Below are 25,574 nucleotides of genomic sequence, written 5' to 3'. Positions count from 1 at the left end.
GCGCCTTTGGCGACCAGTTTGACCATTCGCTAGAGGCAAAGACTTTTGCGGGTAGTTCATTCAGTACCTCAGATGGAGCATCTACCTGATAGAGGTCAATACAGCAACCGCACCCTTCGTTATTGGACAAATATCGGATTTTGCCTTTCCACTTCTGAATCCATTCCTTGACTAACTCTTGTTCGGGTGTTTTGGCATCAACACAAATGCTGGCTTTTGGCATCGAGATTTTCTCCAGTCAGATGAATAGATGATAGTAAAGCGAGCGAGCTTTAAAAAGTAAAAATTTTACACAAAATTAATCGTTATTTTTTGCTGTTTCATTGGGTCTGCCTTTATCTAGCAATCCTAAATGATTTCTGAATGAGAGATACCCGACTTCGAGAGAGAAATCGGGGATCTAAACCGTTGGAATTTAACAGAAGGATTACTATCTGCTAACCGGATGCGATCGCTCTCATCTGGCTGTCGTGCCTTGTCCAGTTGAAAAGCTCGCCTTTTCCCAATTTTAGGGTTAGCAGCGGGAACAAAATTAGACGATTTGCGATCGTATTTATTTATCTAGCTTAATCCGGTATCCGCGCGATCGCTATGCTAGAGATTTTCCAGTTGTCTTAAGGCGGTTCTCTGAACTCGACCTTGGCTTGTTTCGAGGAAAATTTCTCTGGCGAAATTTAACCGATCTCACCCAATTGGGTTATTCCATCGTAGGAAGTTGAGACCCGGAAAATAGAGCGAATATATGCCACAAAGAAAAATATTCTCTGACTTTTAAATTTCCTTGAGGGGAAAATTATGAAAATTGGAATGCACACCACAGCACGCTCTCTCAGATCTGCTGCTACGGTTACTGTATTATCTGCACTGATAATTGCTCCAGTCGTCCTATCAGCAAATCCTGCGGCTGCTGAGCCTGAAAGAGGACGGAGGGAGCAAACCTGTTTTTTGGGGATTTGTTGGGATCGAGGAGAGTCGTCAAGGCAAGACGATTATGACCGAGATGATGACTATCGACGCGATCGCCGTAACGACGATTATGACTATCGACGCGATCGCCGGAATGACGATTATGACTATCGACGCGATCGCCGTAACGACGATTATGACTATCGACGCGATCGCCGGGATGGCAGTTATGACTATCGCCGCAATCGGTCAAACGTCTCCAATAACATTAATAGAATTTATCGAAATGTGTTAGGTCGTAATGCCGATCGTGAAGGACTGAGGATGTATAGACAACGGGTAGAATCCGGTTGGTCACTGGAGAAAGTCCGTCGTGACATTGCTGACAGTTCAGAAGCAGAACAAGCGATTAACCGACTTTATCAAGGTGAGCTAGGTCGTAATGCCGATCGTGAAGGACTGAGAACGTACAAAAGACGTTTAGCAGACGGTTGGTCGCTCGATCGAATCCGTCAGGATATTTCCAGAAGTAGAGAAGCCAGATCGAGAAGAGGTCAATAAACTTTTCTCCTTGCTGTATTCCTTACAGTAAGTTTCAACTTAAAGGCGCATCCACAGGTGCGCCTTTAGACAAGCGAGAAATTATGCTGGTGATTACCTACATAGGTTGTAGTTGACAAAGCAATAAGCCAAACCACTGATTCGGATCGCTCCAAATTTGGAGTGTTTTTAACCCTCTTGTCTGAAGTTCCTGTTGCATGGCGTCGAGGTTAAATTTGCGGGAAATTTCCGTGAGGATGGTCTCGCCGCTTTCAAATTCAATCGTTAAATTGAGGGCGTTAAGTGTGACAGTTTGCGATCGCATACTCCGCAGATGCATCTCGATTTGATGCTCGGATTCGTTGTAAAACGCCCAATGTTCAAACTGAGAAGGGTCAAAATTGCCATCAAAGCGCCGATTCAGGTGGTGCAGGATATTCAGATTAAACGCCGCGGTCACGCCTTGGCTATCGTTATAGGCTGCATCCAACAAATGTTTTGGTTTTTGCCGGTCTATTCCGAGTAAGAAATACTCACCCACTTCCAGAGCCTCGGCAATTTGGGTGAAGAAGCGATCGCATTCTTGAGAATTTAAATTACCCAAGGTGCTACCCAAAAAACAGATCGTTCGACTAGGCAATTGCGTCGGTGCCAGTCGTGTCAATGCTAATTCATAAGTGCTGGCTAAAGCGTGAACCTGGAGGGAGGGATAATCAACTAGCAATTCCCTGGCACTACTTTCTAAAATTCCAGCACTCACGTCAATGGGCAGATAGCGCAGCGGGTAGCCGATTTCTTGGTAGGCATCTAGCAGAATCCGGGTTTTTGTTGAGCTGCCACTTCCCAGTTCTACCAGTTCGCTTTCCCCCGTCAACTGAGCAATTTCACCCGCGCACTTTTGTAAAATAGCTGTTTCTGTGCGCGTTAGATAATATTCAGGTAACTCACAAATTTGCTCAAATAATTGAGAGCCTTTGTCATCGTAGAAATAACGCGGTGGTAGAGATTTGGGCGTCTCACTTAAACCCTTAACAACATCAGTTCCGTCAATTTCTTGATTTTGTAACTGTGCCGTGGCGCTGAGTAGATGCTCTATCTGCAAGCGTTTTTCTATCGTAGATTGGGAAGCAGTTTTACCGCTTGCAGTTTTAGAAATTGTCATTTATCCTCCGTTTGTGTGGGCGCGAACAGCCGAATCATTGCGGCATCCGCTTTTACGCGATCGCGAGGGTCAAAATAGTTGGCTATAACCGTCAGCTAGTGAAACACAAAGCTATATTGAATAAAATCATGCCTGAGCTAGATGTATTTAGACTCAGGCTACTTGTTATACATTTTCCTGATAAATCGGCAGCTTATTTCAGTAAATAAAAAATCGGGCTGTGTTGATACATGATTGAAACGCCATGTACCACTATTTCTTAGCTCCTAATTTATCGGGGGTTGGGGGAATCGAGTCAAGCAAATTCGGTCAGATTCCCCTAGCTCCCATCAATTAGAGGGAGAAATACCGATTGGATGCAGTACGGTTTAACCCCACCCAGCTCTTCCCCATTTACCCAGAGAAGTTCAATATTCTCCCCTCTCCGTTCACTGAGAGGGGCTGGGGGTGAGGTTCCGAGTGTGTCTATTGCACTTGAATGAAAACCGCTATAGATATAGCTACTTCGCACAGCGAAATCCAGACAAAATCTGACGGACGCTCGGATAATACCAGTTGCGGAAGCTAGAGCGCAAAGCGGCGGGACGAGTCGCCCAGCTACCACCTCTCAATACCTGATGCTCTCCATCAAAATAAGTCTTGGAATAACCAACGTAAGGGTAACTGACAAAACCGTCATAGCCATCAAAGCAGGTAGAAGTCCACTCCCAAACATTGCCGAGCATATCGTAGCAACCATAGGCACTCTGCCCAGAGGGATAAGCATCTACGGGTGTTGTTTGCCCTGCCAAGTTATCGTGGTTACATCGCTCTAGATATGGCTCCGCCTCGCCCCAGGGATATGTGCGGCGACACAGTGCGATCGCATCCCAACTGGCTGCTTTTTCCCACTCTGCCTCGGTTGGCAGTCGCTTCCCCACAAATCGGGCATACGCTTGTGCCTCGTACCCGGAAACGCCGCAGACTGGATGATTATCCCAAGCTGTGTCAGGTGCCCAGTATAGCGGCTGATTCACGGGATTTTCTTGCAGCCATTTCCACCCAGCTTCTGTCCACCATCGGGCATTTTGATATCCTCCCGCTTCCATAAACGCCCGGTACTGTCCGCAAGTGACGGGATAACGGTCAATCCAGTAGGTATCCAAGTAAACTCGGTGAACTGGACGCTCGTTGTCTAAAGCTTCGATGGACTCGTTGCCCATCTCAAACTCACCCGCCGCAATTTCAACCATCTCCTCTAAGATGGGGTGATTGCACGTTTCCGGTAGGTTAGCACGACTTCCTACGTGGAATTGGGCGTCTCGACGCTGTAATTGCAGCACGAAAGAGATAGTTTCACTATGCTGGCTCTCATGCTGGATTAACCAGCGCCAAAGACGTTCTTGCTCATCTAAAGGCGCGACTTCCAGGTAATCGAATACCTGTTCTCTGACTGCGTGCAGATAGCAGCGAATTTCAGTGAGCAGGGGTAAATAAACCCGTTGCATTTTGGGTAAGCCATCAGCCGCAAATAAGCGTTGATAATGGGCGATCTCTTGTCCCCCCTTCCCAAAGGGAAGTTCGAGCGTTTTACCCGCACTACGAACTAGCAGCCACAAAGCCTCGGTGTAGGCAATGTGGCCTAAATGCCAGCCAATCGGGCTAAAGTCGGGATGCACCTGACGACAGAAGGTGTCGTAGTTGATGCCTTCAAACAGTGCTAGAGTACCGGCACGGCAGCGCTGCATCGATTGTTTGATTTGTTGCCGCCGCTCATCAAGGGTACTCGCTCTGGCTACTTCAGAGTTGATGGATTTGAACTTCAAGGTCTTCTCCCACACTAATCATGCTTTGTTCGGGGAACCCGATCCAGTTGCCAGTAAACAATGGTTCAGATGCGATCGCTACTGCTTCTGGAAAGATAGGATCGTCCCGCAGCCAATACAGTGAGGGAACATTTGTTCCTTGAGCAAAGCGCGAGGCAACCATCCGATGTCCATCTGTGACAATTATGTTGGCAGAGATTGGTGTGTGGTAAGCATCCGCTAACTCGGTTAAAGTCATCAACGTTTTGTACAGTGCTTTTTCCAAGCTCATCCCAGGGTTAGATGCCAATTCATTCAGGAATAAGGCAAACATATGCTCGGAGTCTGTCGTGCCGTCAATAGATTGGTAAATTTCATCGCTCAGTCGGCTCCGAATCGGTTTATACAGTGTCTTGCGAAAGTTTTTGATCGCACCATTGTGTGTGAACAAGAGACTCTCGGAACGAAACGGCTGGCAGTTACTCAAATCTACTGACTGACCAGTAGTAGCGCTGCGAACATTGGCAAGGACGCATCCCGACTCGATATAACGGCTGAGGTTGGAGACATTCGTATCACCCCAAATGGGCAGCAAATTTTTGTAGATAAAGGGGTCGGTCTCTTTTTGGGCGTGATACCAGCCAATTCCAAAACCATCGGCACTAACGACACCAGAGGTCATCTCGCGGGGTTCATAGCTTTGGACAATCAGCGAGTGTTCCGGTTTGGACAAAAGGCAGTCCAGTAGAATAGGCGAACCGAGGTAGCCAAGTATACGGCACATTTTCTAGGGTTTGCTCCTACATTAATGGTTGAGATTAAGCTCCAAACCTTAAAAAAGGCTGAGATTTGGGGTGAATTGGCGATAGGAAATTGCTGAGAAACCGATGAGTTTGACGTTCGTTAGATGAACGTCGTTCCACATGAAAAGCTTATTTTCGTTGAACCATCAGTCGTCCAAGAGAATCCGCAGCCAAAAGTAGCAACTTATACTGCAAATGCAAGAGCGATCGCTTTCATATTTTTGACAATACTTCATATTGTAGACACGCCATCTTTGGCTATGGCAGCGTAGAGGAGAATACCAGTCCAAAGGGGGAGCAATAATTGTCAGAGAGTTTAGCCTTTAACCCCAATCTGATTTTGCCCGTTGGAACCCAGATAGTGACTCGTGTTGAGATTCAAGATGCTGCGGGTGAAATTGCGCGATCGCGCGGCACCGTCGGCGTTATTATCAAATCACCCATTGACAACTCCCACGCCTATCGCGTCCAGTTTCCAGACGGGGGAGAGGCGTCTCTACGGCGCTCAGAACTCACCATCCACTCATCTTGGCAACAAGAAGGTCTGCAACTACCAGGAGCCGTTCTTGCCGATTTTGACCTTTACGAGTGTGTCATTTACCGCTGTATCGTCGGTTCAAGAGCCTACGGTTTAGATAATGCCAACTCTGATATTGACCGACGCGGCATTTACTTACCACCCGCCAATATTCAGTGGTCGCTCTACGGGATTCCGGAGCAGTTGGAAAATAAAGAAAACGAGGAGTGCTACTGGGAACTCCAGAAATTTTTGACCTTGGCACTCAAAGCAAATCCGAATGTCTTAGAGTGCCTCTACACACCAGGTGTAGAAATGGTGATGCCCCTGGCTGAAGAATTGTTAGGAATTCGGTCTATTTTTCTCTCTCAGTTAGTTTACCAGACATATAACGGATATGTGATGTCACAGTTCAAAAAACTTGAACAAGATATCCGTACAAAGGGGGAATTTAAATGGAAGCACGCGATGCATCTAATCCGCCTGTTGTTGTCGGGCATCACCGTGCTGCAAGAGGGTTTTGTCCCAGTTCGCGTCGAAGAACACCGACAACAACTGCTGGCTATCCGCAACGGAGAGATGCCTTGGGAGGAAGTTAACGCTTGGCGGCTCAGCTTGCATCGCCACTTTGATGACGCCTTTGCCACAACATCGCTGACAGAACGTCCGGATTATGAGAAGGCAAATGCTTTTTTGGTTAAAGCGCGTCGAAGTATGGTTTAGAAATTGAATTTCAAAGATGTAAAAGACACCAAAAAAATAAGAGGGAATTTAGATGATGCCGAATGCAATGATGGTGATTTTTCCCTATCGTCATGAAGACTATTGGGTATTTGACTATGAACCAGCCGGACTTATCCGCGAACCCTTTGTCAGCGGGATGCCTGCAATCATTGACAGTCTGGTTCAAGATATTCCCAATGCTGCTCAAGGTTTTAAACTCTTGTTTTCTCCAATCGCTTTTTCAGAGTATCAGGCAGAACTGGTTTGGGTGAGAGAACAGTACGGCGGTAACTGGTATCGCTGGCAAGCCAAAAATTTAGAAGGCTGGCTAAGTCCAGCATTGTTTAAGTATTTCCCTGTAACGCCACAGAAAATCTATTGCAAGGCTGAACCAATGTCTAACGCAATGATGGTGATTTTCCCCTATCGCTACGAACACACTTGGGTGTTTGATGATGAGCGAGTCGGACTTGTCCGAGAGCCTTTTGTCAGCGGGATTCCTGAGATGATCGATCTTCTGGTTAAAGAGATTCCCAATGCTGAGAAAGGTTTTAAGCTTTTGTTCTCAGGAAACCCATTTCCCGGATATCAGGCGGAACTAACTTTGGTAAGAGAAGAGTATGGTGGCAATTGGTATCGCTGGGAGTTAAATAACAAGGAAGGATGGTTATGTCCCGCTTTATTTAAATACTTCAATGAAGCACCGAGAAAACTCTACTGCAAAGCAGAAAAGCTACGCGATTAAGCGAATGGGTAATCGAAAAGAGGTTCCTGGGAAGATAGCAATGAAGAATGAATCATTAGTAGGTTGGATTGAACGACAGTGAAGCTCAACTAATGTTTAAATGACATATTGCATATCTTTTCTCAATGCGATCGCTCTTTCTTCTGTCAATCCTGAAACCTTAACTCAGCTAAAAAACACCCTTAAACCACGATTTGAGTAGTTTAAGGGTGTATTTACCCGGATTTTGTAGCAGTTGATTCATACTATAAGCTTACTTCTTAACTATCGGCAATACCCATTAATAAATTATGGTAATAGCACAGCCACTACTCCCAGTCATTTCTGAGCAACCTTATCCGCTTTTGTTCGCAACAATCAGCGGCGCACATCTGTATGGCTTTCCATCTCCCGATTCTGATTATGACTTGCGCGGGTCACACATTCTGCCAGTGTCGGAGGTGGTTGGATTAGAGATTGGGCGTGAAACGATTGAAATTTCAGAAGTACGGGACAAGCTGGAAATTGACCTTGTAACTCACGATGTCAAAAAGTTCTTTTCGCTACTTCTTAAAAAGAACGGTTATGTATTAGAGCAGCTATATTCACCGCTAATTCTCCACACGACGCCAGAACATGAAGAATTAAAAGAGATTGCCAAAGGTTGCATCACCCGCCACCACTCTCACCATTATCTCGGCTTTGCAAATACGCAATGGCGGCTTTTTGAGAAAGAAAATCCGCATCGTGTTAAGCCGTTACTTTATGTTTATCGAGTGCTATTAACTGGCATTCATTTAATGCGAACGGGTGTTATAGAAGCTAATTTGGTTCATTTAAATGATATTTTTAAATTGCCTTATATTCCCGACTTGATTGAGCGCAAGTTAGCAGGAGCCGAAAAATCTGTTTTGGAAGATGCTGATATAGCATTTTATCAGGGAGAATTTAATCGTTTGTGCGGCGAATTAGAGAAAGCTAGTCAAAGTAGTCACCTGCCCGAATCCCCATCTAGTAAAGATGCGCTGAACGATTTACTGGCGCGGTTGCGCCTAGCGTCTTTTACTAATAATTAGAGGTAATTGATGGCATCTTATTGGCTGATTATGTTAGCACTTTTATTATCGGTGTAATTCTTGGCTTTCCAGGAAATATTTGGATAATTTCATCTTTATTATCGGTGTAATTCTTGCCTTTCCACTAGCAATTTTGATTAGTGCTGGGTTGGGCTGGCTGATTCAATTGATTGGTATCCGATGCCCAACTTGTAGGAAGCGGAAGCTAAAGTGTTACTCGTTGATTATGCCTACTCGTCAACCTTCTCGCAGCTTTTACCGCTGCGAAAACTGCGGGGCGCGATACAAATCTGTGAATAGTAGACCTTGGGAAGATGCATCAGGTCCAGACTATGACAAATATTACGAGTCTGATAGTTTGTACAAGTAAGCGTAGGTTGGCTTGAGGTAACGAAATATAAAATTAACAAGTTTTTAACTGAATAATCTATTAGTGCTGTTAAGAATGGCATCTATTGTCAACAAATAATGAAGTATAGTCTGATATTTTTTCTGGGTGGTATTTACTTAATTGTATTTGGCTTGAGATTTGGTAATGCTAAATGGGTAATTTTATGGACTGGTGTTAGTTTTATTGCAGTAGGAGCAGCATACGGATGGCTGGGAGCTAAGGTATTTGGAAAACGGTCAGATGGAACGATGGGATGGCTGAATATATGCTTATTGATGCCTTATCTATTATTAACCTGGATAACCTGGCATCTTCAAAGACTGATTGGGAAAGAGGAATGTTGTAACGAGATAGTACCTGGCATCTGGCTGGGTCGTAGAGTATTTCTTAATGAATTGCCCGATAATATCAACTTAATAGTTGATTTAACAGCAGAATTTCCAGAAACTAAAAGCGTTACTTCAGGAAGAGCCTATATCTGCGTTCCTACATTAGATGCGTCTATACCAGATTATCAAGTCTTCCAAAAATTGATTGATAAAATCTGTGCATGGCAGGGAAATATTTATATTCACTGTGCCCTTGGGCATGGGCGTTCAGCAACAGTTGTTGCTGCTACACTTGTTGCCAAGGGGCTTGTGAATAATGCGAACCAAGCAGAAGCACTGATCAAGAATAAACGTTCTGGAATTGAGTTTAGTAAAGCTCAGCGGGACTTGCTGAAAAGGCTAACTATTTAAAATCTGAATGCAGCAACTGCTAAACAACCCCATCCCACAATAAAGGCTACGCCTCCTAGTGGAGTAATTGGTCCCAACCACTTTACACCCGTCAGGCTCAAAGCATAAAGACTGCCTGAGAAAAGGACGACGCCAACGATGAAGGCATACCCAGCTGCCACAAGGATTGACTGTGCTGCCTCGGCGCGACTTAATAATAATGCCACCAGTAGCAAAGCTAATGCGTGATACATCTGATAACGGGCACCCGTCTCAAAGATTTCTGCTGCCCGTTCGCTGAGTTTTTCTTTCAAAGCGTGGGAGGCAAAAGCACCAGCAGCGACGGACAATCCGCCTAAAATAGATGCGATGCATAAAAAAATCTGCGTCATCATAATTTCAACTACTCTTATCTCAACAGGAAGTAATAAGAAATTCCTCCTTCCTCACTTACTTTAAAGTTAGCATCGTATTCTTTAGCTCTATCATCTAAATACTGCTTTGCCTCCGCAGCTGTTAGCTTCGCCTCCATCGCAAACTGTAAAGTGGTGATATTTCCATCGCCTTCTTTCAGTAGCTGATAAAAGGTAGACTGGAGGCGATCGCTTGTTTCTTTCGAGTGTTGTTTCCGCAATCCCCACACCAGCCAACCTCCAAAGGCTACGGCTGGGAGTCCTAAAACTAGACCCCCGATAGCAGCGTCTCCATCTTCCTGTTTATCCTCCGGACTAGCATTCGGATTCGGCAGGGTATAAACAATCAGCGGAATCATTAGCAAAATACCGCCGAATGTTAGTAGCAAGCCCGCAGACAGTTTTTTGATGAGCTTCATGGTGCCCAGCTGATGTTGTCAATACAGCCGCGATCTTAACCTTACTTTCGCGTGGCTTCCAGTATGCGAGAAAAGTAAAAGCGAGTCTTCGTCATTCCTTGCCGCTGAATCGAAAAACCGTTACTTTCTAGAATTTTGACGATATCAGCCTCTCGGTGCAAATAAGCGCGAGTGGCTTTGCTGGGACCAGGGAAAAAACTGCCAATTTTTTTGAGCAAACTAAGGGCTAAAGTTTTCGGCGCAAAGCTGAGAATTATCCGAGATTCTGCCATAGAAGTGAGATGAGAAATCATCTCGGCGGCTTTGTCTTGAGGATAGTGAATGAGGACGTCTAAGCAAATAACCGTGTGATATTTACCGCTTAATGCTTCTAAATCTTGCACGGTGAAAGTCGGATTGCTAATGTTGCCTAGAACTGCCTCTGCTCTTTCCTTGGCTTCTCCCACCATTTTTTCGGAGATATCGCTGGCATAGATTTTGGCACCCGCTTCGGCGAGAGGGATGCTGAGGCTACCGACGCCACAACCCGCATCGCAGATGGATAAATTGGCTAGATTGTCATCGGCTTTCAGCCAGCTTAGTACAGTATCGACTGTCTGCTGATGTCCTTCGCGGATGTCCAATTGGACTTTATTAACTTCGCCATCGCCGTAAATGCGTCTCCAACGATCGAAGCCGGTGGAGTTGAAATAGTCTTTTACTATCGCTTTGTCGTCTGTTGCGTTCATGAAATTGGATTTGTCGAAGTGTTCCCAACGGTTAAACTTACCATTTATACGAACCGCAGAGGACGCAAAGGACGCAAAGGACGCAGAGGAGGAGAGGAAGAGGAGAGGCATTGCTTATTTTAGGCATTGGGCAATAAGCGCTGCCAGGTGAGTTCTTTGGTTGATTCGTCTAGATGCCAGCGCAGCAGTTGATGAGCGGGTTGACTGAGGTACGGGCTGGTTTTGTTGTTTTTGTGGCGATCGCGTTTTGACGGTTCTTTGAGCAACCCAATGGCGCGACGGGGGGATTCTGTGGCAAGTGCGATCGCAGTCTCGACTTCACAAATCCCCCAGCGCACTAAATTTTGTACTCCTACTAGCAGCGGCAATGTTGTCCCGGAGAGGGTTCCATCTGGCAGGCGTGCGGTGCCGTTTTTCACTTCTATCTGCCGCGTATCCCACGGATAAATGCCATCGGGGAGTCCCAAGGGTGCTAAGGCATCGCTAACCAAGAAAATTCCTTGCTCAGATAGCTCCCCCTGCTGCCCCTGGTTTAGGGAGGTAGAACTGGCGCGTAGCAGCAGCTGAATCATCGTCTGAGAGACGTGCTGACCATCGGCAATTAAACCACACTGTACGGCTGGATGAACCAGGGCGGCTCCTAATAAGCCGGGTTCGCGGTGATGTAATCCGGGCATGGCATTGAAGGCATGAGTCACCATTGACGCCCCCTGTTTAAAAGCTTGCTGCGCTTGGGCTTCAGTAGCTTGGGAGTGTCCCAGACTGACGGTGATCCCAAGACTTCGCAAATACGCGATCGCTTCCCCAGTTGGATCTAATTCTGGTGCCAAAGTAATCACTTTCACTATCCCCGCATAGTTCCCCAAAACCCGTTTCACGTTGTCAATCGTTAGCGGCAATAGGTACTCGGCAGGGTGTGCGCCTCGTTTCTGGGGATTGAGAAATGGCCCTTCCAAATGCACTCCCAAAATTGCGGCAGTGGTTCGATCTTGGTGTTGGGAAGCGGCAAAATTAGAGAAAATGGAGAGCGATCGCTGAATGTTCTCTACCGATGTTGTAACGATGGTTGGTAAAAATCCATCAACGCCCTGATTCCATAGAAATTTACAAATTTCCGGTAGCTTATCGCAATTTTCCAGATTCAATTCTGGAAATGCCAACCCCAACGCCCCATTAATCTGCAAATCGACACCACCCAGCGACACCCAATCTCCCTCTACATCCAGCACTTGCAAATCCGCAGGTGGAACCATTTTGAAGACAGTGTCCATTGACAGAATTTGCTCAATCCTGCCCTGATGAATCCAAATCTGCTGTAGGCTTTCGTAGCCTAAGAATCGAGCATTGCGAATTACGATTGGGGCAGTCATGGATAGCGTTGTTGCGTCTGTCATCACTTTTGCGACAAGATACCTAAATTCGAGCAGACACCAGTTTATCTAACAACCAACTGAATAACTCCCGAAAAAATGACTCAACCGTTAATTGGCATCATTATGGGTAGCGATTCCGATTTGCCCACTATGCAAGGCGCGATCGCAATATGTGAAGAATTTGGCGTCGGCTGCGAAGTCGCTATCGTCTCTGCCCACCGTACCCCGGAACGAATGGTGGAATACGCCCAACAAGCCCACCAGCGCGGCATCAAAGTGATTATCGCGGGTGCCGGTGGCGCTGCCCATCTCCCCGGTATGGTAGCGTCTCTGACACCTTTGCCAGTAATTGGGGTGCCAGTCGCCAGCCGTCACCTACAGGGCGTTGATTCTCTCTATTCCATCGTGCAAATGCCAGCGGGAATTCCCGTTGCGACTGTCGCGATTGGTAATGCGAAAAATGCCGGTTTGTTGGCTGTGCAAATCTTGGCATCCCACCAGCCAGAATTACTCGAACGAGTGCAGCAATATCGCCGCAGTTTAAATGATTCCGTGATGGACAAGCAGCAGCTTCTGGATGAAATCGGCTATAAGCAGTATTTGGAGAAGATGCCCTAATTTTAAGGGCGAGTCAGTTGTTTTTTTAGGCTTGGCAGAGAGGAGAAACGATTGAAATCTCAAGAATAATTTTTTGATGCCAATCGCTTTGTTTACCGATAGCGAGGTGCGTCAAGAAAACTGCTGATTTCATTTTTAGCGGAACTGGAGGGGCGACAGGGGCGGTTTCTTTGAGATTTAGACCAAATCTATTCGTTGAATGTTTCGCCATCAAAGTCAAATTTAATCTTGTCCTAAAAAAAATTGATAACCTTGTTTTTGCTATTTTAGTAACAGTTTTTATCTGTTCATCAAATATAAAATAAAAAAACTTGCATTTAATTTATAGGAAAGTTTCTATAAAAGCATTTATTTAATAAAGTAATTGCTTAATTTAAGTTTCTATAATATGGGATTTCCGGAGAGATTTAAGCTTCTGAAGTCTTAATGGATTCGCTTAATAAATTTAGGCTCTTGTTTGGGTCATCCCCCCATAGATGGATATAAACTAATTTAGCTCCAAGTTCGCTCAAACTCCCGCGATTTATACTTCCAGGAGAGTTCTGCGGGTTGAGATGCCAGAGCCAGAATCTAAAAATGTAACTTTCGATACAGAATATCCCGCCTCGGAAAATACAAAATCTTAAAATTTCCCGGACAAATTAGACATCCCGTCTAGATGTTGATAAAGGAAAAAATCCCTAACGAGTTGCCTGTAAGGTTTTGTCATATACTCACTTCAAATGACTGGATTTACTGATTTTTGACTAAACCGATGGATGTGTTGGACTGATTGAGGAAAGTGCAGTGATGATGCCTAAATTAACGCTCAAAAAGAAGAAATCGAAAGCCAAAAAGAAGCGATTGTCTTCTAATTGGCAAGTCCAATCTCCCCGGACTGCCACGATGTTTAAGCAGTTGCAAATTGCCATTAAGCGGCTGACTCCAAGTTGGCAAGCTTGCATTCCTATCGCCATTTTGATTGTGATGGTGTGGGGTTATGCAGCAGTCGCCCAGGATGCTCCGGCAGCTGAGGGGCCGACAACAGCCGAGTTGAAGGTAGCGCTAGACACCCTATGGGTAGCGATCGCTGCTTTCCTGGTGTTCTTCATGAACGCTGGCTTTTGTATGTTAGAAACTGGCTTCTGTCGCCAGAAAAACGCGGTCAACGTTCTTGCCAAAAACTTGATTGTGTTTGCTCTAGCGACCGTCGCTTTTTGGGCGATTGGTTTTGGCTTGATGTTCGGGGACGGCAATCCCTTCATTGGTCTGAATGGGTGGTTTTTGAGCGGAGCCGATAACAGTCCCGCCACCAACGATGCCTATCAAGGTGTTTTTGGCTCTCTGAAATGGGCTGGCGTTCCCTTAGCTGCTAAGTTTTTGTTTCAGCTAGTATTTGCCGGAACAGCCGCCACAATTGTTTCTGGAGCGGTTGCAGAACGAATTAAGTTTGTTGACTTCTTAATCTTCAGCCTCTTACTCGTCGGGATTGCCTACCCGCTCACCGGACACTGGGTCTGGGGCGGTGGCTGGCTGCAAACCAGAGGTTTCTGGGATTTCGCGGGTTGCACGGTCGTTCACTCAGTGGGTGGCTGGGCTGCTTTGATGGGAGCCGCATTCTTAGGGCCACGGCTTGGTAAATATCAAGACGGGCAAAGCGTTGCTTTCCCTGGTCATAACCTGAGCATTGCCACCTTGGGCACTTTGATTCTCTGGTTGGGCTGGTTTGGTTTCAACCCTGGCTCCACAATGGCTGCCGATCCAAACGCCATTACTCACATTGCCCTGACAACCAACATGGGGGGTGCTGCGGGTGGAATTGCCGCTACCATTACAGCTTGGTTGTACCTGGGTAAGCCGGATCTGTCGATGATTATCAACGGCATTTTGGCTGGCTTAGTTTCGGTGACAGCTTCCTGTGCTTTTATCAGCATTGGCAGTTCTTTGATCATCGGTTTGGTTGGCGGAGTATTAGTTGTTTTCGCTGTCACTCTCTTTGACAAAATCAAAATTGATGACCCGGTGGGCGCGACCTCAGTTCACCTGGTTTGTGGTATCTGGGGGACTCTGGCAGTGGGTTTATTTGCTGCTGGTCCTGGTGTCTATTCCTGGTACGGTGAGGGTCTTGGCCCAACCAAGGGGTTATTGCTCGGTGGTGGTCTCGGACAGTTGATCACTCAACTGATTGGTATTGTCACAGTGGGAGGCATAACCGTTCTACTGAGTACAATCTTCTGGCTGGCGCTGAAAGCGACCCTCGGTATCCGAGTCACTCCAGAAGAGGAGTTTGAAGGTTTGGATATCGGAGAACATGGCATGGAAGCTTACAGTGGATTCCTTAAGGAAGGAAGCTCTAGTGGTTTTTCTGATACTGGTAAGCACGGTGGGATGCCAAATTCACCGGGTGAATACGTCAAGTAAGGACAGATAAGCCAAAAGAAAACATTTTGCGCTTTTGAGTTTTGTCTTTGCCCCAATAGAGTCCGCCAAAGTTCCCAACTATATAGAAGCTCTGGGAATTGGGCGGATTTCTTTTTGTCTTGTATCTCTGGGTGAAAAACTTATGAGCAGCCCAGATGGTTTGTTTAATCCAATGCAAAACTGCCCCGTTTGAAATTGGTGCAATCAGATTCATTTGCTCAAAAATCGCGATCGCGTTGATGGAACGTTGATGGAACAAAATCAGTTGTCCGCTCCCGCAGTGGCTGGGGCACCAGGAGCCGCTGCGGGAGAGCCTCCAACGGTTTCTGCGGCTGCAAAAATCGATACGGCGGTACGGCATTTATGTATAGTGTCATCAGCCCTAGTGCGGCTGATGACGCTTGGGCTAGCTTTCTTCTATGGAGAGGATTGTGCAACCGGAGTGAGCTTCAAAGGCGAATATCGGCAATATGTTCCATTGGCAGCTAGGCGATCGCTCGATTTGTGGATGCTAGCAATTTAAGATTAAATTCAACCTGTGCTGAATCTGATTTAGTGTGTCCACTCGCTCGAAAACCTTTCTTCCGGCTTGGGCGCTTTTGTCCCTAGCTACCAACGGGTTGCTGATGCTAACAGTAATTTTGTTGCTGAATCGGGATCGGTGGCTATCAGCTAGGTTACAAGCTAGCGATGCTACCTCTGTAGAGCCGATCCCAGAAGACGTCTCTACCAGCCTGCTGACGAAAACACTACCTTCCACACCCGCGTTAGGGCCGCGCCACCAGCTGAATTACGCTCAGTGGGTGACGCTGCTCAGGCAAGAAGCGGAGGTAGCCGCAACCAAAAATCCCAAACATTTAACCGTACTGGCTGGGGATTCGCTCAGTCTGTGGTTTCCTTCGGAGCTATTGCCCACAGAGCGCACTTGGCTCAATCAAGGAATTTCTGGAGATACTTCAGGGGGTTTGCTCAACCGATTGGATGTGTTGGACGAAACTCAGCCGGAAACGATCTTGGTGATGATTGGCATTAACGACCTGATCCGAGGGGTGGGGGATCGGAGAATTCTGGCGAACCAGCGACAGATTATCCGCTATCTGCGACGGGTTCATCCCCAAGCACAGATTGTTGTGCAGTCGATTTTGCCCCACGGCGGTAAAAAGTCAACCTGGGTGGGACGCGATCGCCTGATTGCTATCCCTAGCAGTCGCATCCGCGAACTAAACCGACAACTGGGCGCGATCGCTCGTTCGGAATCTGTCAGCTATCTCGATCTCTATCCCCTGTTTGCCGATAGTAACGGCAATATACAGCCCGAACTGACGACGGATGGCTTGCACCTAAGTCCCCAAGGCTATGTTATTTGGCGCTATGCCCTTCAATTCTTCATGCAGGTGGAAACAGAACCCAGCAAAGCCAATTAAAAATTCCTGGCTTTGACTTTGCTGGGTTACGCCAGCTGAGCGTCCAGGCATTTTATGATCGACGAGGAGAACCACCAGAATGAGAGAGGAAACGGCTGCATGGATACAAAAGCCTTCAAACGGTCATTAAACAGTTCTGAGAACTACCATCGCAAGGGCTTTGGTCATCAAGAGGAAGTCGCTGGTGTCCTCAAATCCGAGTATCAGAGCCATCTCATTCAGGAAATTCGGGAAAACAACTACACCCTGAAACGCGGTGATGTCACCATCCGGTTAGCCGAATCGTTTGGTTTTTGCTGGGGTGTGGAACGCGCCGTCGCAATGGCTTATGAAACCCGCCAGCACTTCCCGACCGAGCAGATTTGGATTACTAATGAAATTATTCACAACCCTTCTGTAAATCAGCGCTTGCGCGACATGAAAGTAGGGTTTATCTCTGTAGAGAAAGGCGAAAAAGACTTCTCCGTTGTCGATGCGGGTGACGTGGTGATTTTACCGGCATTTGGTGCCAGCGTTCAGGAAATGCAGCTGCTCAACGACAAGGGTTGCAAGATTGTGGATACGACTTGTCCTTGGGTTTCTAAAGTTTGGAATACGGTCGAAAAGCACAAGAAAAAAGCTTACACCTCGATCATTCACGGCAAATATAATCACGAAGAAACTGTCGCCACCAGTTCTTTTGCTGACAAGTATTTGATCGTGCTGAATCTGGCACAAGCGGAGTATGTCTCTAACTACATTCTCAATGGCGGGAGTCGCGACGAATTTATGACAAAATTCAGCCGCGCTTGTTCAGAGGGATTCGATCCCGACACCGATTTAGAGCGGATTGGCATTGCTAATCAAACCACGATGCTCAAGAGCGAAACCGAGCTAATCGGCAAGCTATTTGAGCGCACCATGATGAGAAAGTATGGGCCAAGCGAGTTGAACGAGCATTTCCAAAGCTTCAACACCATCTGCGATGCCACTCAAGAGCGGCAAGATGCTATGTTTCAGCTAGTAGATGAAAAACTAGATCTCATGGTGGTGATTGGGGGGTTCAATTCTTCCAATACGACGCACTTACAAGAAATTGCCATTGAGCGGAAAATTCCTTCCTATCACATCGATAGCGCCGAGAGAATTGGCCCTGGCAATCGTGTGGAGCATAAGCCGCTGGATGGCGATTTGGAAGTTCAGGAAAATTGGCTCCCCGCTGGTCCCATCGTGGTAGGAGTTACTTCTGGAGCTTCAACTCCCGATAAGGTGGTAGAGGATACGATCGAGAGGATTTTTGAGCTGAAAGTGGCTGCGGTGGTTTAACAAAATTAGGGGATGAATTCGTTTTGAGTTTTGAGTTTTTCTTCAATTCAAAACTCAAAACTTTCAGCTTTTTTGGGCACCATCTGCAACTGGGGAAGCATCGTTAAACTGCTGCTGATTGTAGTTGTAAAGCGTGCGGATGGGGTAAGGAATGTTAATGTCAGCGCGATCGCAGGCTTGTTTGAGCGCGATCATCACCTTGGTTCTCGTGCGGCGCACATCTACTTTGTGCGGCGATGTCCAATAGCGGACGACCAAGTTCATCGAGCTATCACCAAAGCCCAATCCATCTACTTCCGGTGCTGGCTTCGATAAAACGCCCTCGACTTTTAACACGGCTTCGAGCAGAGTTTCGACGGCGTAGGGTAAAGGGGTATTGTAATCAACGCCAATTTCTAAATCAGTCCGGCGGTGGGGCATCGCCGTCAGCACTTGCACCGGACTGGTAAAGACAATTGCATTTGGCACGACGATGCGCTCTCCCTGATAGGTGATAATTTGGGTGGCGCGCAGGGAAATTTCTTCAATCGTTCCCTCGAAACCGTTTACTATCACTTGATCCCCCAACCGAAACGGTTCCTGCAACAGCAGCAGCACTCCTGCCAGAAAATTTTTGAAAATATCTTGAAAGGCGAAGCCAATCGCTACCGAGCTGAGTCCCAGCAAACCAATGATGTCGCCCAGCCGCAAGTCTGGGAAGGCAACAACACAGCCGAAGAGAATCCCTACCACCCAGGTTCCTACAAAACTGGTCTGCACGAGCAGCAGGCGCAGTGATGGGTTTTTCAGGGCACGCCTGCCAACGCCACGGACGAGCCGCCGAACTAGATTCGCTCCATACCGGGTTAAACAGAGGATTGCGATCCCCATCAAAATTCCTGGTAGCGCCTCAATAGTTTGACCCATCAGGTTTAATAAGCTCTGTTGGATTTCTTTGATCAAAGCAGCCATAGGCGAAAGGGATCAACTTAACTTTTTAACTTTTGCCAGGATATCAAATATCTCAAAACCGCTCGGTTTTTCGCTTGGGTTTTGGCGTGAGCGATCGCTTTTTGGTTGGCTCTCTTCGGACGCCCAGTGTGTTCCACAACACCAGTAAATAGGAAGTCGCCCGCTCCTGCGCTCACGGCATCCCTTGACTTCCCCAAAGGAACACCTCGCCCAATTTAGCTCCAGCAAAGCATTTGGCAGTTTTGTAACGGAATATTAAGCAAAATTTATTAAAATTTATTGCGATTCGTTGATGCAGTTGCTAAGGTGTGCTTAAGAGTTGCTTCTGGTCAATGCCCGTATTTTAGGAGACGTGCCATCCATGCTCTACATCAAACTTGGCTGTACACCCATTCACTGATTGCAGGATTGCCTGAAACTTTATTTCTCTGACGGTACACCAACCTTGCTAGACGGCGGAGGAATTTCTTTGTTTCACGATTCAAAATGCATTTCTTCAATTTCATCTGGTTCCTAACTCGTGTTCCCCTTACGTACTGCCAGTCCAACTCTTATTTGACTGAAGTTTTCCGGAAAGACATTTCTCAGGTTTGTCTACAAAAATAGGGTTCCCTGCAAGAATTTTGAGAAATGTCTTGCTCCCAACAGTTCAGTTCAACTCATCTGTAATTACGAGTTACTGTTTTCCTCACTGCGAGCTTAGAAGATGCTACCTCTACTTCTTGCATCTTGAACTCGGCACTATCAGCGCGGTGAGACCTCAAATGGAGAAGGTTTAAGTTATGAATATTCAAGGAAAGACGGCTCTGATTACTGGAGCTTCCCGTGGAATTGGGCGAGCGATCGCGCTTGAACTCGCGCAACAAGGAGCCAAACGCCTGTTGCTGGTGGCACGCGACGCAGAGCGTTTAGCGGAAGTCGCCGCCGAAATTGAAGCACTTGGCGTAGAAGCCGCGATCCTGCCTGTGGATCTGGCTCAGATAGTAGAAGTGAATATTGCGATCGCTCAAGCTTGGCGAGATTATGGTCAGATTCATCTGCTCGTCAACTGTGCGGGAGTTGCACACCAAGCGCCCTTTTTGAAATCTCAACTCCCAGATGTGCAGCAAGAAATCGCAATTAATTTAATGGGAATGTACACCATGACTCGTCTGGTTGCTCGACGTATGGCAACCCAACGGGAAGGAACCATCGTGAACGTTTCTAGCTTGATGGGCAAAATTGCCGCGCCGACAATGGCGACTTATTCAGCCACCAAGTTTGCGATTTTGGGATTCACCCAAGCCTTGCGCGGTGAACTCGCTGACTACAATATCCGGGTGATGGCTTTGCTGCCATCTTTGACCGACACTGACATGGTGCGAGAATTAAAGTGGTTTCGCTGGGTAGTGCCTACGACTTCTCAAAAAGTTGCTCAAGCACTCGTCACCGGACTGCAAAAGGAATCGCCAGAAATTTTGGTGGGATGGCAAAGTCATTTAGCCGTGTGGTGCAATCGCATTGCACCTTGGCTGCTAGAGAAAGTTTTACTGCTGGCAGCACCCCTGTCGAAGTATAAACAAAAGCGCTACCACAGACTCCGAGAGGCTGGAATAATTTCACGTTAAAGTCTGTTATCAACAGGGGAATCTGATTCCAGAGTAGAGACGCGATTAATCGTGTCTCTACTTTAGCTGTGAAATTTATTTCCAGGCTCCGAGCGTTAGTGCCATTTAACCTAACTGTATTTGGATAGACTGATTGCAGATAAAGAGATGTTAACGATGAGTCAAAATCGCCAGATATTAGATGGCATTGCCGAACGCATCCAAGTAATTGTCAATGCTGAAACAGCCTCCGTGGTGCTAGCTGAGTCCGAAGGGGAAACCGTCTACTATGCGGCAGCAATAGGCAAGCACGCTGAGTGGGTGTTGGACAAAAGGGTTGCCGCAGCGACTTCCGGATTGTGTGGTACGGCATTTCAGAGTGACAAACCCGTGTTAGTTTGTCGTACTGAGGGCGATCGCCGAGTCCGGCAAGATCATGCTAAAGCGTTGGGAATTGAGACAGCTTTAGCCGTGCCTCTCTACTACGAAGGCAAGCTTTTGGGAGCGCTACAAGCTTGGAATCGTACTGACGGCAGCTTATTTGACGAAGAGGCAGAACGTGTTTTGGCTGCTTACGCTTCTGAAGTTGCTCCACTGGTTTATCAATACCAGATAGCCATGAAGTAGAAGATAATTTGCAGGGAAAAGCGATCGCGCTGGCTTGAAATAAGCAACGAATCAAAGATGAGCAAATGACCCAAGATGAACCCATAGAACCAAAGCTTCTACGCCACTCCAATCCCCTCTCTTCTTCCAATCCCCTCTCCCCATCCGATTCCCCCTTCTGCTCCTATCCCCTCTCCTCGCTTGCGGGCTATCCATTATCCGCATCTTTCTTAACAAAGGGACAAACTCCTTAAAATAATACTCAAAGGCTTGATAGGTATAGTTTTGAGGGAACACAAAAGTAGCGGGTGATGGCAACATGGAAAAGTGGGCAGCCAAAGAATTGTCCCAGGCCAACTTAGGAGACGCGCGTCGAAACAAGCGTCTTATACGCATCGTCGAAGATTTGGCAACACAACCAGCAAGTAGCGTCCCCCAAGCCTGTGGAAATATAGCAGCAACCAGCGCCGCATATGATTTTTGGAAATCACCTTATTTTCAGCCGCGTGATATTCGCAAGGCGCATACAGCCAGCACAATTGAAAGAATCAAAGAACATTAAGAAATCTTGGCAATCCAGGACACGACCAACATAGATTTAACAGACCACCCAGCCACCAGAGGGACTGGTTATCTGGACAACCGAAAATCATCGGGATTAAAAGTACATTCAACACTGGCAGCGACAAGTAATGGAGTCCCACTGGGAATTATTGACCAGCAGGTGTGGGTCAGAGAACTCGAAAATCTAGGCATCGCCAAAAAACGTCGTCAACGGGAAACACAACAAAAAGAAAGCCAACGCTGGTTAGATGGATTAGAAATCACCCAAAAGTTGATCCCAGCAGATATTCAAGTGGTGACAGTTGCCGACTCAGAAGCCGATATATTCGACTTATTTAACCAGAAACGTCCGGAAAATTCCCATTTATTAATTCGCGGGACTCATAATCGAAAAGTAGACCATTGTGCCAAATAGCTTCATCTTGCCATTCGTCAAATTCCACCTGGTGGTCAACTCACGGTCGAAGTTAAACGTAGTCCAGAATCTAGAGCAAGAAAGGCCATACTTACACTTCGGTTCACAAGTTTCGATATCCTTGTCCCGTTACATTATATTGGGCGTTCCCGGCTCAAACCTGTGAAGTTACAAGGAATTCTGGCATCAGAAGAAAACCCGCCATCCGGAATTCAGCCAATTAGTTGGTTATTGATGACTAGCCTGGAGATTAATCGGCTAGAGGAGGCAGCCCGTTGCGTTCGCTGGTACACTTACCGTTGGTTGATAGAACGCTATCACTACGCATTAAAAAGTGGTTGTGGAATTGAGAAATTACAACTGGAAACGGCTCGGAGAATTGAGATGGCACTAGCCACCTATACAATTGTAGCGTGGCGTTTGTTATGGCTAACTTATGAAGCCAGATGCAATCCAATGCAGCCCTGTGAGACAGTTTTAGAAACCTATGAATGGCAGTCTTTGTGCGCCACTATTAATAAAAATCCCATTCCACCCACCCAGCCACCTTGTTTGCGAGAAGCCGTGCGAATGATTGCAATGTTGGCTGGCTTTTTAGGACGAAAAAGCGATGGGGAGCCGGGAATTCAAACCATTTGGCGAGGATTGCGGCGATTACATGATATCGCGGCTACCTGGAAATTACTCCATTAAGTTTTCTATTCATGCTTGTTGTCCTCCATTCAAATCTTGTAGCACCATGAATTTCCTGAATTGTCACTATCTCTACCAACTTACTTCTCGGAAATCCCTTCCTATCTGGTTTGTCCCTTTGTTAAGAAAGATGTGACTAATGGATAGCCGTTGACGGAGAGGGGTTGGGGGTGAGGTTCCGAGTTTAAGTCAGAACTGTACTAATTTTTCGGTCCCCGCTGTGCAGAAACCGCTGGCACCTTGACGCCCAACTTTTTAAACATCGCTTCTCGCCCCTGCATTGCCAAGACATCATTCAGCGGTTTTAAAGAAATTGGCGTTTGATATTTTTCTGCAAGTGCAGTTTGAATGAGCCAGTCAGCAATCGAGGGATTTTTGGGTAAAAGAGGACCGTGAGAGTAGGTCGCGATCGCATTCCGATAAAATGCTCCTTCCATCCCATCTTCCCCATTATTCCCATAACCGCTAATCACTCGTCCCAAGGGTTCCACCTCACCTAAATAAGTGCGTCCGCCGTGATTTTCAAAGCCAATGACCAGAGGCGCATCCTCCGACATCTTTCGCAAATCCTCCGCCAATCGCGACGCCGTTATCTCAAACACGACATTACCGATACAGCGACGGGCATCTGGCCCCGGATGCTTGCTGACAAAATCCAATAAACCCAATCCCTCAATCCGTTGCCCTAAGGCGGGTTCGTAGTAGTGTCCCAGCAGTTGGGGCGATCCGCAAGTAAATACCCCAGGCGTTCCGGCTTCAATTTTCTGAGCGATCGCTTCTGCTTTGCCTTGGCGCAAATCGCGCATGACGATTTCCTGCTGTCGGTCTTGTGCGCCGCCACCCACGATTACATCAACTTGGTGAAATTGCTCGGTCGGGGCGTCCCGATCTAAGGGCATGACGTTGACTTTGATCCCCCGCCATTGGGCGCGTTGTTGTAAACAGATGACATTACCGCGATCGCCGTAGGTACTCATCAGCGTCGGATAAAGCCAGCCAATTGTGAGTTCAAGTTGTTCGGGATTCATGGTAACAGTCAAATTTTTTGATTTTTAACGCAAAGTAGCGCCAAGGAAATCGCAGAGGTACGCAAAGGAAGGCTACTTTCTGCGTACCGAGAGCGTTTAACATCTACAGAATTTTTCGTCCAGTCAAAATACCTCGGACTTCTAGCATCGCTGAGTAAGTCGGTAGAATGTGCAGGGTTTCGCCGGTGGCGGTGTGTTCTAAAGCAGTGGCGATCGCTTCTTGTAAATCTTCTTTCACAATCAGTTTGCAGCCATGTTCCTCGTCTGCTTGGCTGTATTGCAGGCGCAGCGCCATATCGTAAACGCGATCGCCGCTGACTACCACCGTTCCTCCCTGTTCTACCAATTTTTCGGTGTCTACATCCCAAATCCAAGAGACATCAGTACCGTCTGGGGTGCGATCGTTTAGTACCATCAGCGTTGTGGAAGAACCGCCGTGGCTTCTTTGCTGATTTACTGCGCGGATGGTTTCATTGAGCGCTACGGGATTTTTTGATAGCAAAATCCGCACCTTTTTCCCGGCGACTTCTAATTCCTCAGCCCGTCCAAAAGCTGCATGGAAGTTTTTAATCGTATCCAGGATATTTGCGGTATCAACGCCAATTTCTTGCGCCGCTAAAATAGCTGCCAGCGTGTTGTATTTGTTGTAAATCCCAATCAGAATCTGAGGCCATTGGCGACTATCGATTGCCAGCGGGCCTTTTTCAAAGCCACAGCTAGGACACCGATAATCGCCCTGATGAGATAAGTAGACGCCCTGATAATCGAGAGAATGTCCGCACCGGGGACAATATATAGAATCTACTGCATGAGGAATTTCGTCAAGATAAGCTTCAGGTTCGCTTAAACCGAAGAATAAAACTCGTTGCGATAACTGCTGACCCAGATGAGACAAGGTGGGGTCATCGCCATTTAAGATCGCTACCGTATCTTTGGATTGGGCGATCGCTTTCTGCCAACGCTGGCTAATCGTATCCACTTCCCCGTACCGATCCAGCTGATCCCGAAATAAATTTAAACACAAAATCAATTTTGGTTGAACTGGCGGCAAAACCTTCGGCAGAATATTTTCATCTACCTCTAAAATTGCATAGTCAGCGTTGAGCTGACCGATTAAATTGGTGTTGGTCAGCAGTGCGGTGATTAATCCATTCATGAGATTGGCACCCGCCGCATTGTGAACAACGCGCCATCCCTGACTTTCTAGCATTGTCCGCAACAGCAGCGATGTCGTTGTCTTCCCATTTGTCCCCGCAATGAAAATCACACCGTGCTTTACTTGACCAGACAGCAGGGACAACAGCTGCGGCTGAATGCGTCCGGCAATTTCTCCCGGTAAAACGCTAGCAGCTCCCAAACGCAGCAGGCGCACCAGCCGCGTCACTGTCTTTGCTGTCCCAACTGCTACGCCCAGCCGTAACCTATCTAAAAGCGATATTTTCACCACCACACTCCTGCCCCGGCTACACAGCCGCACGCTCTCGTCGCGGCTTTACTGCTACTTACTGAGCTGTGCTTTGCTCGTCAGCATTCTACCGTACTTGGCTGTAAATCCCCTGTCAATGATGAGTAATAGTACCCAACAGCTAAGAAAACCTGAGTTCGGGATAAGGAGGGGACAAGCGAGTAAGCTAAAAGTCATCACACAACAGCTTTACAGGCTCGTCCCATGCTTAGTCTAGAAGAACTTTTTTGCTCTGTCGATG

At 47.0% G+C, this 25,574-nt stretch carries 24 protein-coding genes and 1 pseudogene; 13 read left to right on the top strand and 12 right to left on the bottom strand.

What is annotated here, in order from left to right; genetic code table 11:
- On the bottom strand, window positions 1-223 hold a 223-nt coding region (locus tag NDI34_RS22925), incomplete at its 3' end, for a hypothetical protein (RefSeq protein WP_348233937.1).
- Between the two features lie 572 nt (window positions 224-795).
- On the opposite strand from NDI34_RS22925, the gene NDI34_RS22920 reads away from it, so the two are divergent.
- Window positions 796-1,467 (top strand): DUF4214 domain-containing protein, encoded by a 672-nt coding sequence (locus NDI34_RS22920; protein ID WP_348233936.1) that lies wholly within the window; start codon window positions 796-798, stop codon window positions 1,465-1,467.
- Between the two features lie 97 nt (window positions 1,468-1,564).
- Here the strand turns inward: NDI34_RS22920 and egtD are convergent, their stop codons facing one another.
- The 3 genes from egtD to egtC form a co-directional block, all read right to left on the bottom strand.
- Window positions 1,565-2,608 carry an L-histidine N(alpha)-methyltransferase gene (gene egtD, locus NDI34_RS22915; protein ID WP_348233935.1) on the bottom strand — a complete coding sequence of 348 codons (1,044 nt, stop codon included), beginning with the start codon at window positions 2,606-2,608 and terminating at the stop codon, window positions 1,565-1,567.
- Window positions 2,609-3,108: 500 nt separating this feature from the next.
- A complete protein-coding gene (locus NDI34_RS22910) occupies window positions 3,109-4,398 on the bottom strand; it encodes an SUMF1/EgtB/PvdO family nonheme iron enzyme (protein ID WP_190436644.1) in 1,290 nt (429 codons plus the stop codon).
- A complete protein-coding gene (egtC, locus tag NDI34_RS22905) occupies window positions 4,388-5,176 on the bottom strand; it encodes an ergothioneine biosynthesis protein EgtC (RefSeq protein WP_190436448.1) in 789 nt (262 codons plus the stop codon). Before egtC ends, NDI34_RS22910 begins: the two co-directional genes overlap by 11 nt.
- Window positions 5,177-5,499: 323 nt before the next feature.
- Here egtC and NDI34_RS22900 point away from each other — a divergent pair, with 323 nt between their 5' ends.
- From NDI34_RS22900 to NDI34_RS22885, 4 genes are all read left to right on the top strand, one after another.
- Window positions 5,500-6,435, top strand: coding sequence for a nucleotidyltransferase domain-containing protein (locus NDI34_RS22900; RefSeq protein WP_190436446.1), 936 nt, complete (start codon window positions 5,500-5,502; stop codon window positions 6,433-6,435).
- Window positions 6,436-6,487: 52 nt separating this feature from the next.
- Complete coding sequence (locus tag NDI34_RS22895; protein WP_242032544.1) at window positions 6,488-7,180, top strand: DUF6717 family protein; 693 nt, start codon at window positions 6,488-6,490, stop codon at window positions 7,178-7,180.
- 290 nt (window positions 7,181-7,470) lie between these two features.
- The gene (locus NDI34_RS22890) at window positions 7,471-8,235 is read left to right on the top strand and encodes a nucleotidyltransferase domain-containing protein (RefSeq protein WP_190436443.1); all 765 of its coding nucleotides are present in this window, start codon (window positions 7,471-7,473) and stop codon (window positions 8,233-8,235) included.
- A 468-nt stretch (window positions 8,236-8,703) separates the two neighbouring features.
- Complete coding sequence (locus tag NDI34_RS22885) at window positions 8,704-9,366, top strand: dual specificity protein phosphatase family protein (RefSeq protein WP_348233934.1); 663 nt, start codon at window positions 8,704-8,706, stop codon at window positions 9,364-9,366.
- Here the strand turns inward: NDI34_RS22885 and NDI34_RS22880 are convergent.
- The 4 genes from NDI34_RS22880 to nagA form a co-directional block, all read right to left on the bottom strand.
- The gene (locus NDI34_RS22880; protein ID WP_190534835.1) at window positions 9,363-9,737 is read right to left on the bottom strand and encodes a DUF423 domain-containing protein; all 375 of its coding nucleotides are present in this window, start codon (window positions 9,735-9,737) and stop codon (window positions 9,363-9,365) included. The two genes, NDI34_RS22885 and NDI34_RS22880, sit on opposite strands and share 4 nt — an antisense overlap.
- 17 nt (window positions 9,738-9,754) lie before the next feature.
- On the bottom strand, window positions 9,755-10,177 hold the full coding sequence (locus tag NDI34_RS22875; RefSeq protein WP_348233933.1) for a hypothetical protein: 423 nt from the start codon (window positions 10,175-10,177) through the stop codon (window positions 9,755-9,757).
- A gap of 41 nt (window positions 10,178-10,218) precedes the next feature.
- Window positions 10,219-10,905 carry a magnesium protoporphyrin IX methyltransferase gene (gene bchM / locus NDI34_RS22870; RefSeq protein ID WP_348233932.1) on the bottom strand — a complete coding sequence of 229 codons (687 nt, stop codon included), beginning with the start codon at window positions 10,903-10,905 and terminating at the stop codon, window positions 10,219-10,221.
- Window positions 10,906-11,024: 119 nt separating this feature from the next.
- Window positions 11,025-12,299 carry an N-acetylglucosamine-6-phosphate deacetylase gene (nagA, locus tag NDI34_RS22865; protein ID WP_348233931.1) on the bottom strand — a complete coding sequence of 425 codons (1,275 nt, stop codon included), beginning with the start codon at window positions 12,297-12,299 and terminating at the stop codon, window positions 11,025-11,027.
- Window positions 12,300-12,374: 75 nt separating this feature from the next.
- On the opposite strand from nagA, the gene purE reads away from it, so the two are divergent.
- The 5 genes from purE to NDI34_RS22840 all read left to right on the top strand — a co-directional run bounded on the left by purE (window position 12,375) and on the right by NDI34_RS22840 (window position 18,025).
- Window positions 12,375-12,896: a 5-(carboxyamino)imidazole ribonucleotide mutase gene (gene purE / locus NDI34_RS22860; protein ID WP_348233930.1), complete on the top strand. Its 522-nt coding sequence runs from the start codon at window positions 12,375-12,377 to the stop codon at window positions 12,894-12,896.
- Between the two features lie 789 nt (window positions 12,897-13,685).
- Complete coding sequence (gene amt / locus NDI34_RS22855) at window positions 13,686-15,296, top strand: ammonium transporter (protein WP_348233929.1); 1,611 nt, start codon at window positions 13,686-13,688, stop codon at window positions 15,294-15,296.
- A 214-nt stretch (window positions 15,297-15,510) separates the two neighbouring features.
- A complete protein-coding gene (locus NDI34_RS22850) occupies window positions 15,511-15,819 on the top strand; it encodes a hypothetical protein (protein ID WP_190986839.1) in 309 nt (102 codons plus the stop codon).
- A 34-nt stretch (window positions 15,820-15,853) separates the two neighbouring features.
- Window positions 15,854-16,720, top strand: a complete 867-nt coding sequence (locus NDI34_RS22845; RefSeq protein ID WP_339380495.1) for an SGNH/GDSL hydrolase family protein — start codon at window positions 15,854-15,856, stop codon at window positions 16,718-16,720.
- 99 nt (window positions 16,721-16,819) lie between these two features.
- On the top strand, window positions 16,820-18,025 hold the full coding sequence (locus NDI34_RS22840; protein ID WP_190427982.1) for a 4-hydroxy-3-methylbut-2-enyl diphosphate reductase: 1,206 nt from the start codon (window positions 16,820-16,822) through the stop codon (window positions 18,023-18,025).
- Between the two features lie 63 nt (window positions 18,026-18,088).
- Here the strand turns inward: NDI34_RS22840 and NDI34_RS22835 are convergent, their stop codons facing one another.
- Both NDI34_RS22835 and NDI34_RS22830 read right to left on the bottom strand, forming a co-directional pair.
- Window positions 18,089-18,976 carry a mechanosensitive ion channel family protein gene (locus NDI34_RS22835; RefSeq protein WP_348233928.1) on the bottom strand — a complete coding sequence of 296 codons (888 nt, stop codon included), beginning with the start codon at window positions 18,974-18,976 and terminating at the stop codon, window positions 18,089-18,091.
- A gap of 17 nt (window positions 18,977-18,993) precedes the next feature.
- Window positions 18,994-19,152 carry a hypothetical protein gene (locus tag NDI34_RS22830; protein WP_190986840.1) on the bottom strand — a complete coding sequence of 53 codons (159 nt, stop codon included), beginning with the start codon at window positions 19,150-19,152 and terminating at the stop codon, window positions 18,994-18,996.
- Window positions 19,153-19,758: 606 nt separating this feature from the next.
- Here NDI34_RS22830 and NDI34_RS22825 point away from each other — a divergent pair.
- From NDI34_RS22825 to NDI34_RS22815, 3 genes and pseudogenes are all read left to right on the top strand, one after another.
- Window positions 19,759-20,583: an SDR family NAD(P)-dependent oxidoreductase gene (locus NDI34_RS22825; RefSeq protein WP_348233927.1), complete on the top strand. Its 825-nt coding sequence runs from the start codon at window positions 19,759-19,761 to the stop codon at window positions 20,581-20,583.
- 156 nt (window positions 20,584-20,739) lie between these two features.
- Window positions 20,740-21,189, top strand: a complete 450-nt coding sequence (locus NDI34_RS22820) for a GAF domain-containing protein (RefSeq protein ID WP_348233926.1) — start codon at window positions 20,740-20,742, stop codon at window positions 21,187-21,189.
- A gap of 298 nt (window positions 21,190-21,487) precedes the next feature.
- Window positions 21,488-22,840: pseudogene (locus tag NDI34_RS22815) on the top strand (IS4 family transposase).
- A gap of 200 nt (window positions 22,841-23,040) precedes the next feature.
- Here NDI34_RS22815 and NDI34_RS22810 read toward each other — a convergent pair.
- The gene (locus NDI34_RS22810; RefSeq protein WP_348233938.1) at window positions 23,041-23,868 is read right to left on the bottom strand and encodes a type 1 glutamine amidotransferase; all 828 of its coding nucleotides are present in this window, start codon (window positions 23,866-23,868) and stop codon (window positions 23,041-23,043) included.
- A 103-nt stretch (window positions 23,869-23,971) separates the two neighbouring features.
- Complete coding sequence (locus NDI34_RS22805; RefSeq protein WP_348233925.1) at window positions 23,972-25,312, bottom strand: Mur ligase family protein; 1,341 nt, start codon at window positions 25,310-25,312, stop codon at window positions 23,972-23,974.
- Window positions 25,313-25,574: the final 262 nt, after the last annotated feature.

This window comes from Trichocoleus sp. DQ-U1, from assembly GCF_039961925.1.
Classification (GTDB): Bacteria; Cyanobacteriota; Cyanobacteriia; order Cyanobacteriales; family FACHB-T130; genus FACHB-T130.
Note: the sequence above shows the minus strand (reverse complement) of the source record. Positions and strands in the feature narration are given on the sequence as shown.

Coding starts and splice junctions, on each gene's coding strand:
- NDI34_RS22920 (WP_348233936.1), top strand. CDS start 796: ATGAAAATTGGAATGCACACCACAGCACGCTCTCTCAGATCTGCTGCT.
- egtD (WP_348233935.1), bottom strand. CDS start 2,608: ATGACAATTTCTAAAACTGCAAGCGGTAAAACTGCTTCCCAATCTACG.
- egtC (WP_190436448.1), bottom strand. CDS start 5,176: ATGTGCCGTATACTTGGCTACCTCGGTTCGCCTATTCTACTGGACTGC.
- NDI34_RS22895 (WP_242032544.1), top strand. CDS start 6,488: ATGATGCCGAATGCAATGATGGTGATTTTTCCCTATCGTCATGAAGAC.
- NDI34_RS22890 (WP_190436443.1), top strand. CDS start 7,471: ATGGTAATAGCACAGCCACTACTCCCAGTCATTTCTGAGCAACCTTAT.
- NDI34_RS22885 (WP_348233934.1), top strand. CDS start 8,704: ATGAAGTATAGTCTGATATTTTTTCTGGGTGGTATTTACTTAATTGTA.
- NDI34_RS22880 (WP_190534835.1), bottom strand. CDS start 9,737: ATGACGCAGATTTTTTTATGCATCGCATCTATTTTAGGCGGATTGTCC.
- NDI34_RS22875 (WP_348233933.1), bottom strand. CDS start 10,177: ATGAAGCTCATCAAAAAACTGTCTGCGGGCTTGCTACTAACATTCGGC.
- bchM (WP_348233932.1), bottom strand. CDS start 10,905: ATGAACGCAACAGACGACAAAGCGATAGTAAAAGACTATTTCAACTCC.
- nagA (WP_348233931.1), bottom strand. CDS start 12,299: ATGACAGACGCAACAACGCTATCCATGACTGCCCCAATCGTAATTCGC.
- purE (WP_348233930.1), top strand. CDS start 12,375: ATGACTCAACCGTTAATTGGCATCATTATGGGTAGCGATTCCGATTTG.
- amt (WP_348233929.1), top strand. CDS start 13,686: ATGATGCCTAAATTAACGCTCAAAAAGAAGAAATCGAAAGCCAAAAAG.
- NDI34_RS22840 (WP_190427982.1), top strand. CDS start 16,820: ATGGATACAAAAGCCTTCAAACGGTCATTAAACAGTTCTGAGAACTAC.
- NDI34_RS22835 (WP_348233928.1), bottom strand. CDS start 18,976: ATGGCTGCTTTGATCAAAGAAATCCAACAGAGCTTATTAAACCTGATG.
- NDI34_RS22825 (WP_348233927.1), top strand. CDS start 19,759: ATGAATATTCAAGGAAAGACGGCTCTGATTACTGGAGCTTCCCGTGGA.
- NDI34_RS22820 (WP_348233926.1), top strand. CDS start 20,740: ATGAGTCAAAATCGCCAGATATTAGATGGCATTGCCGAACGCATCCAA.
- NDI34_RS22810 (WP_348233938.1), bottom strand. CDS start 23,868: ATGAATCCCGAACAACTTGAACTCACAATTGGCTGGCTTTATCCGACG.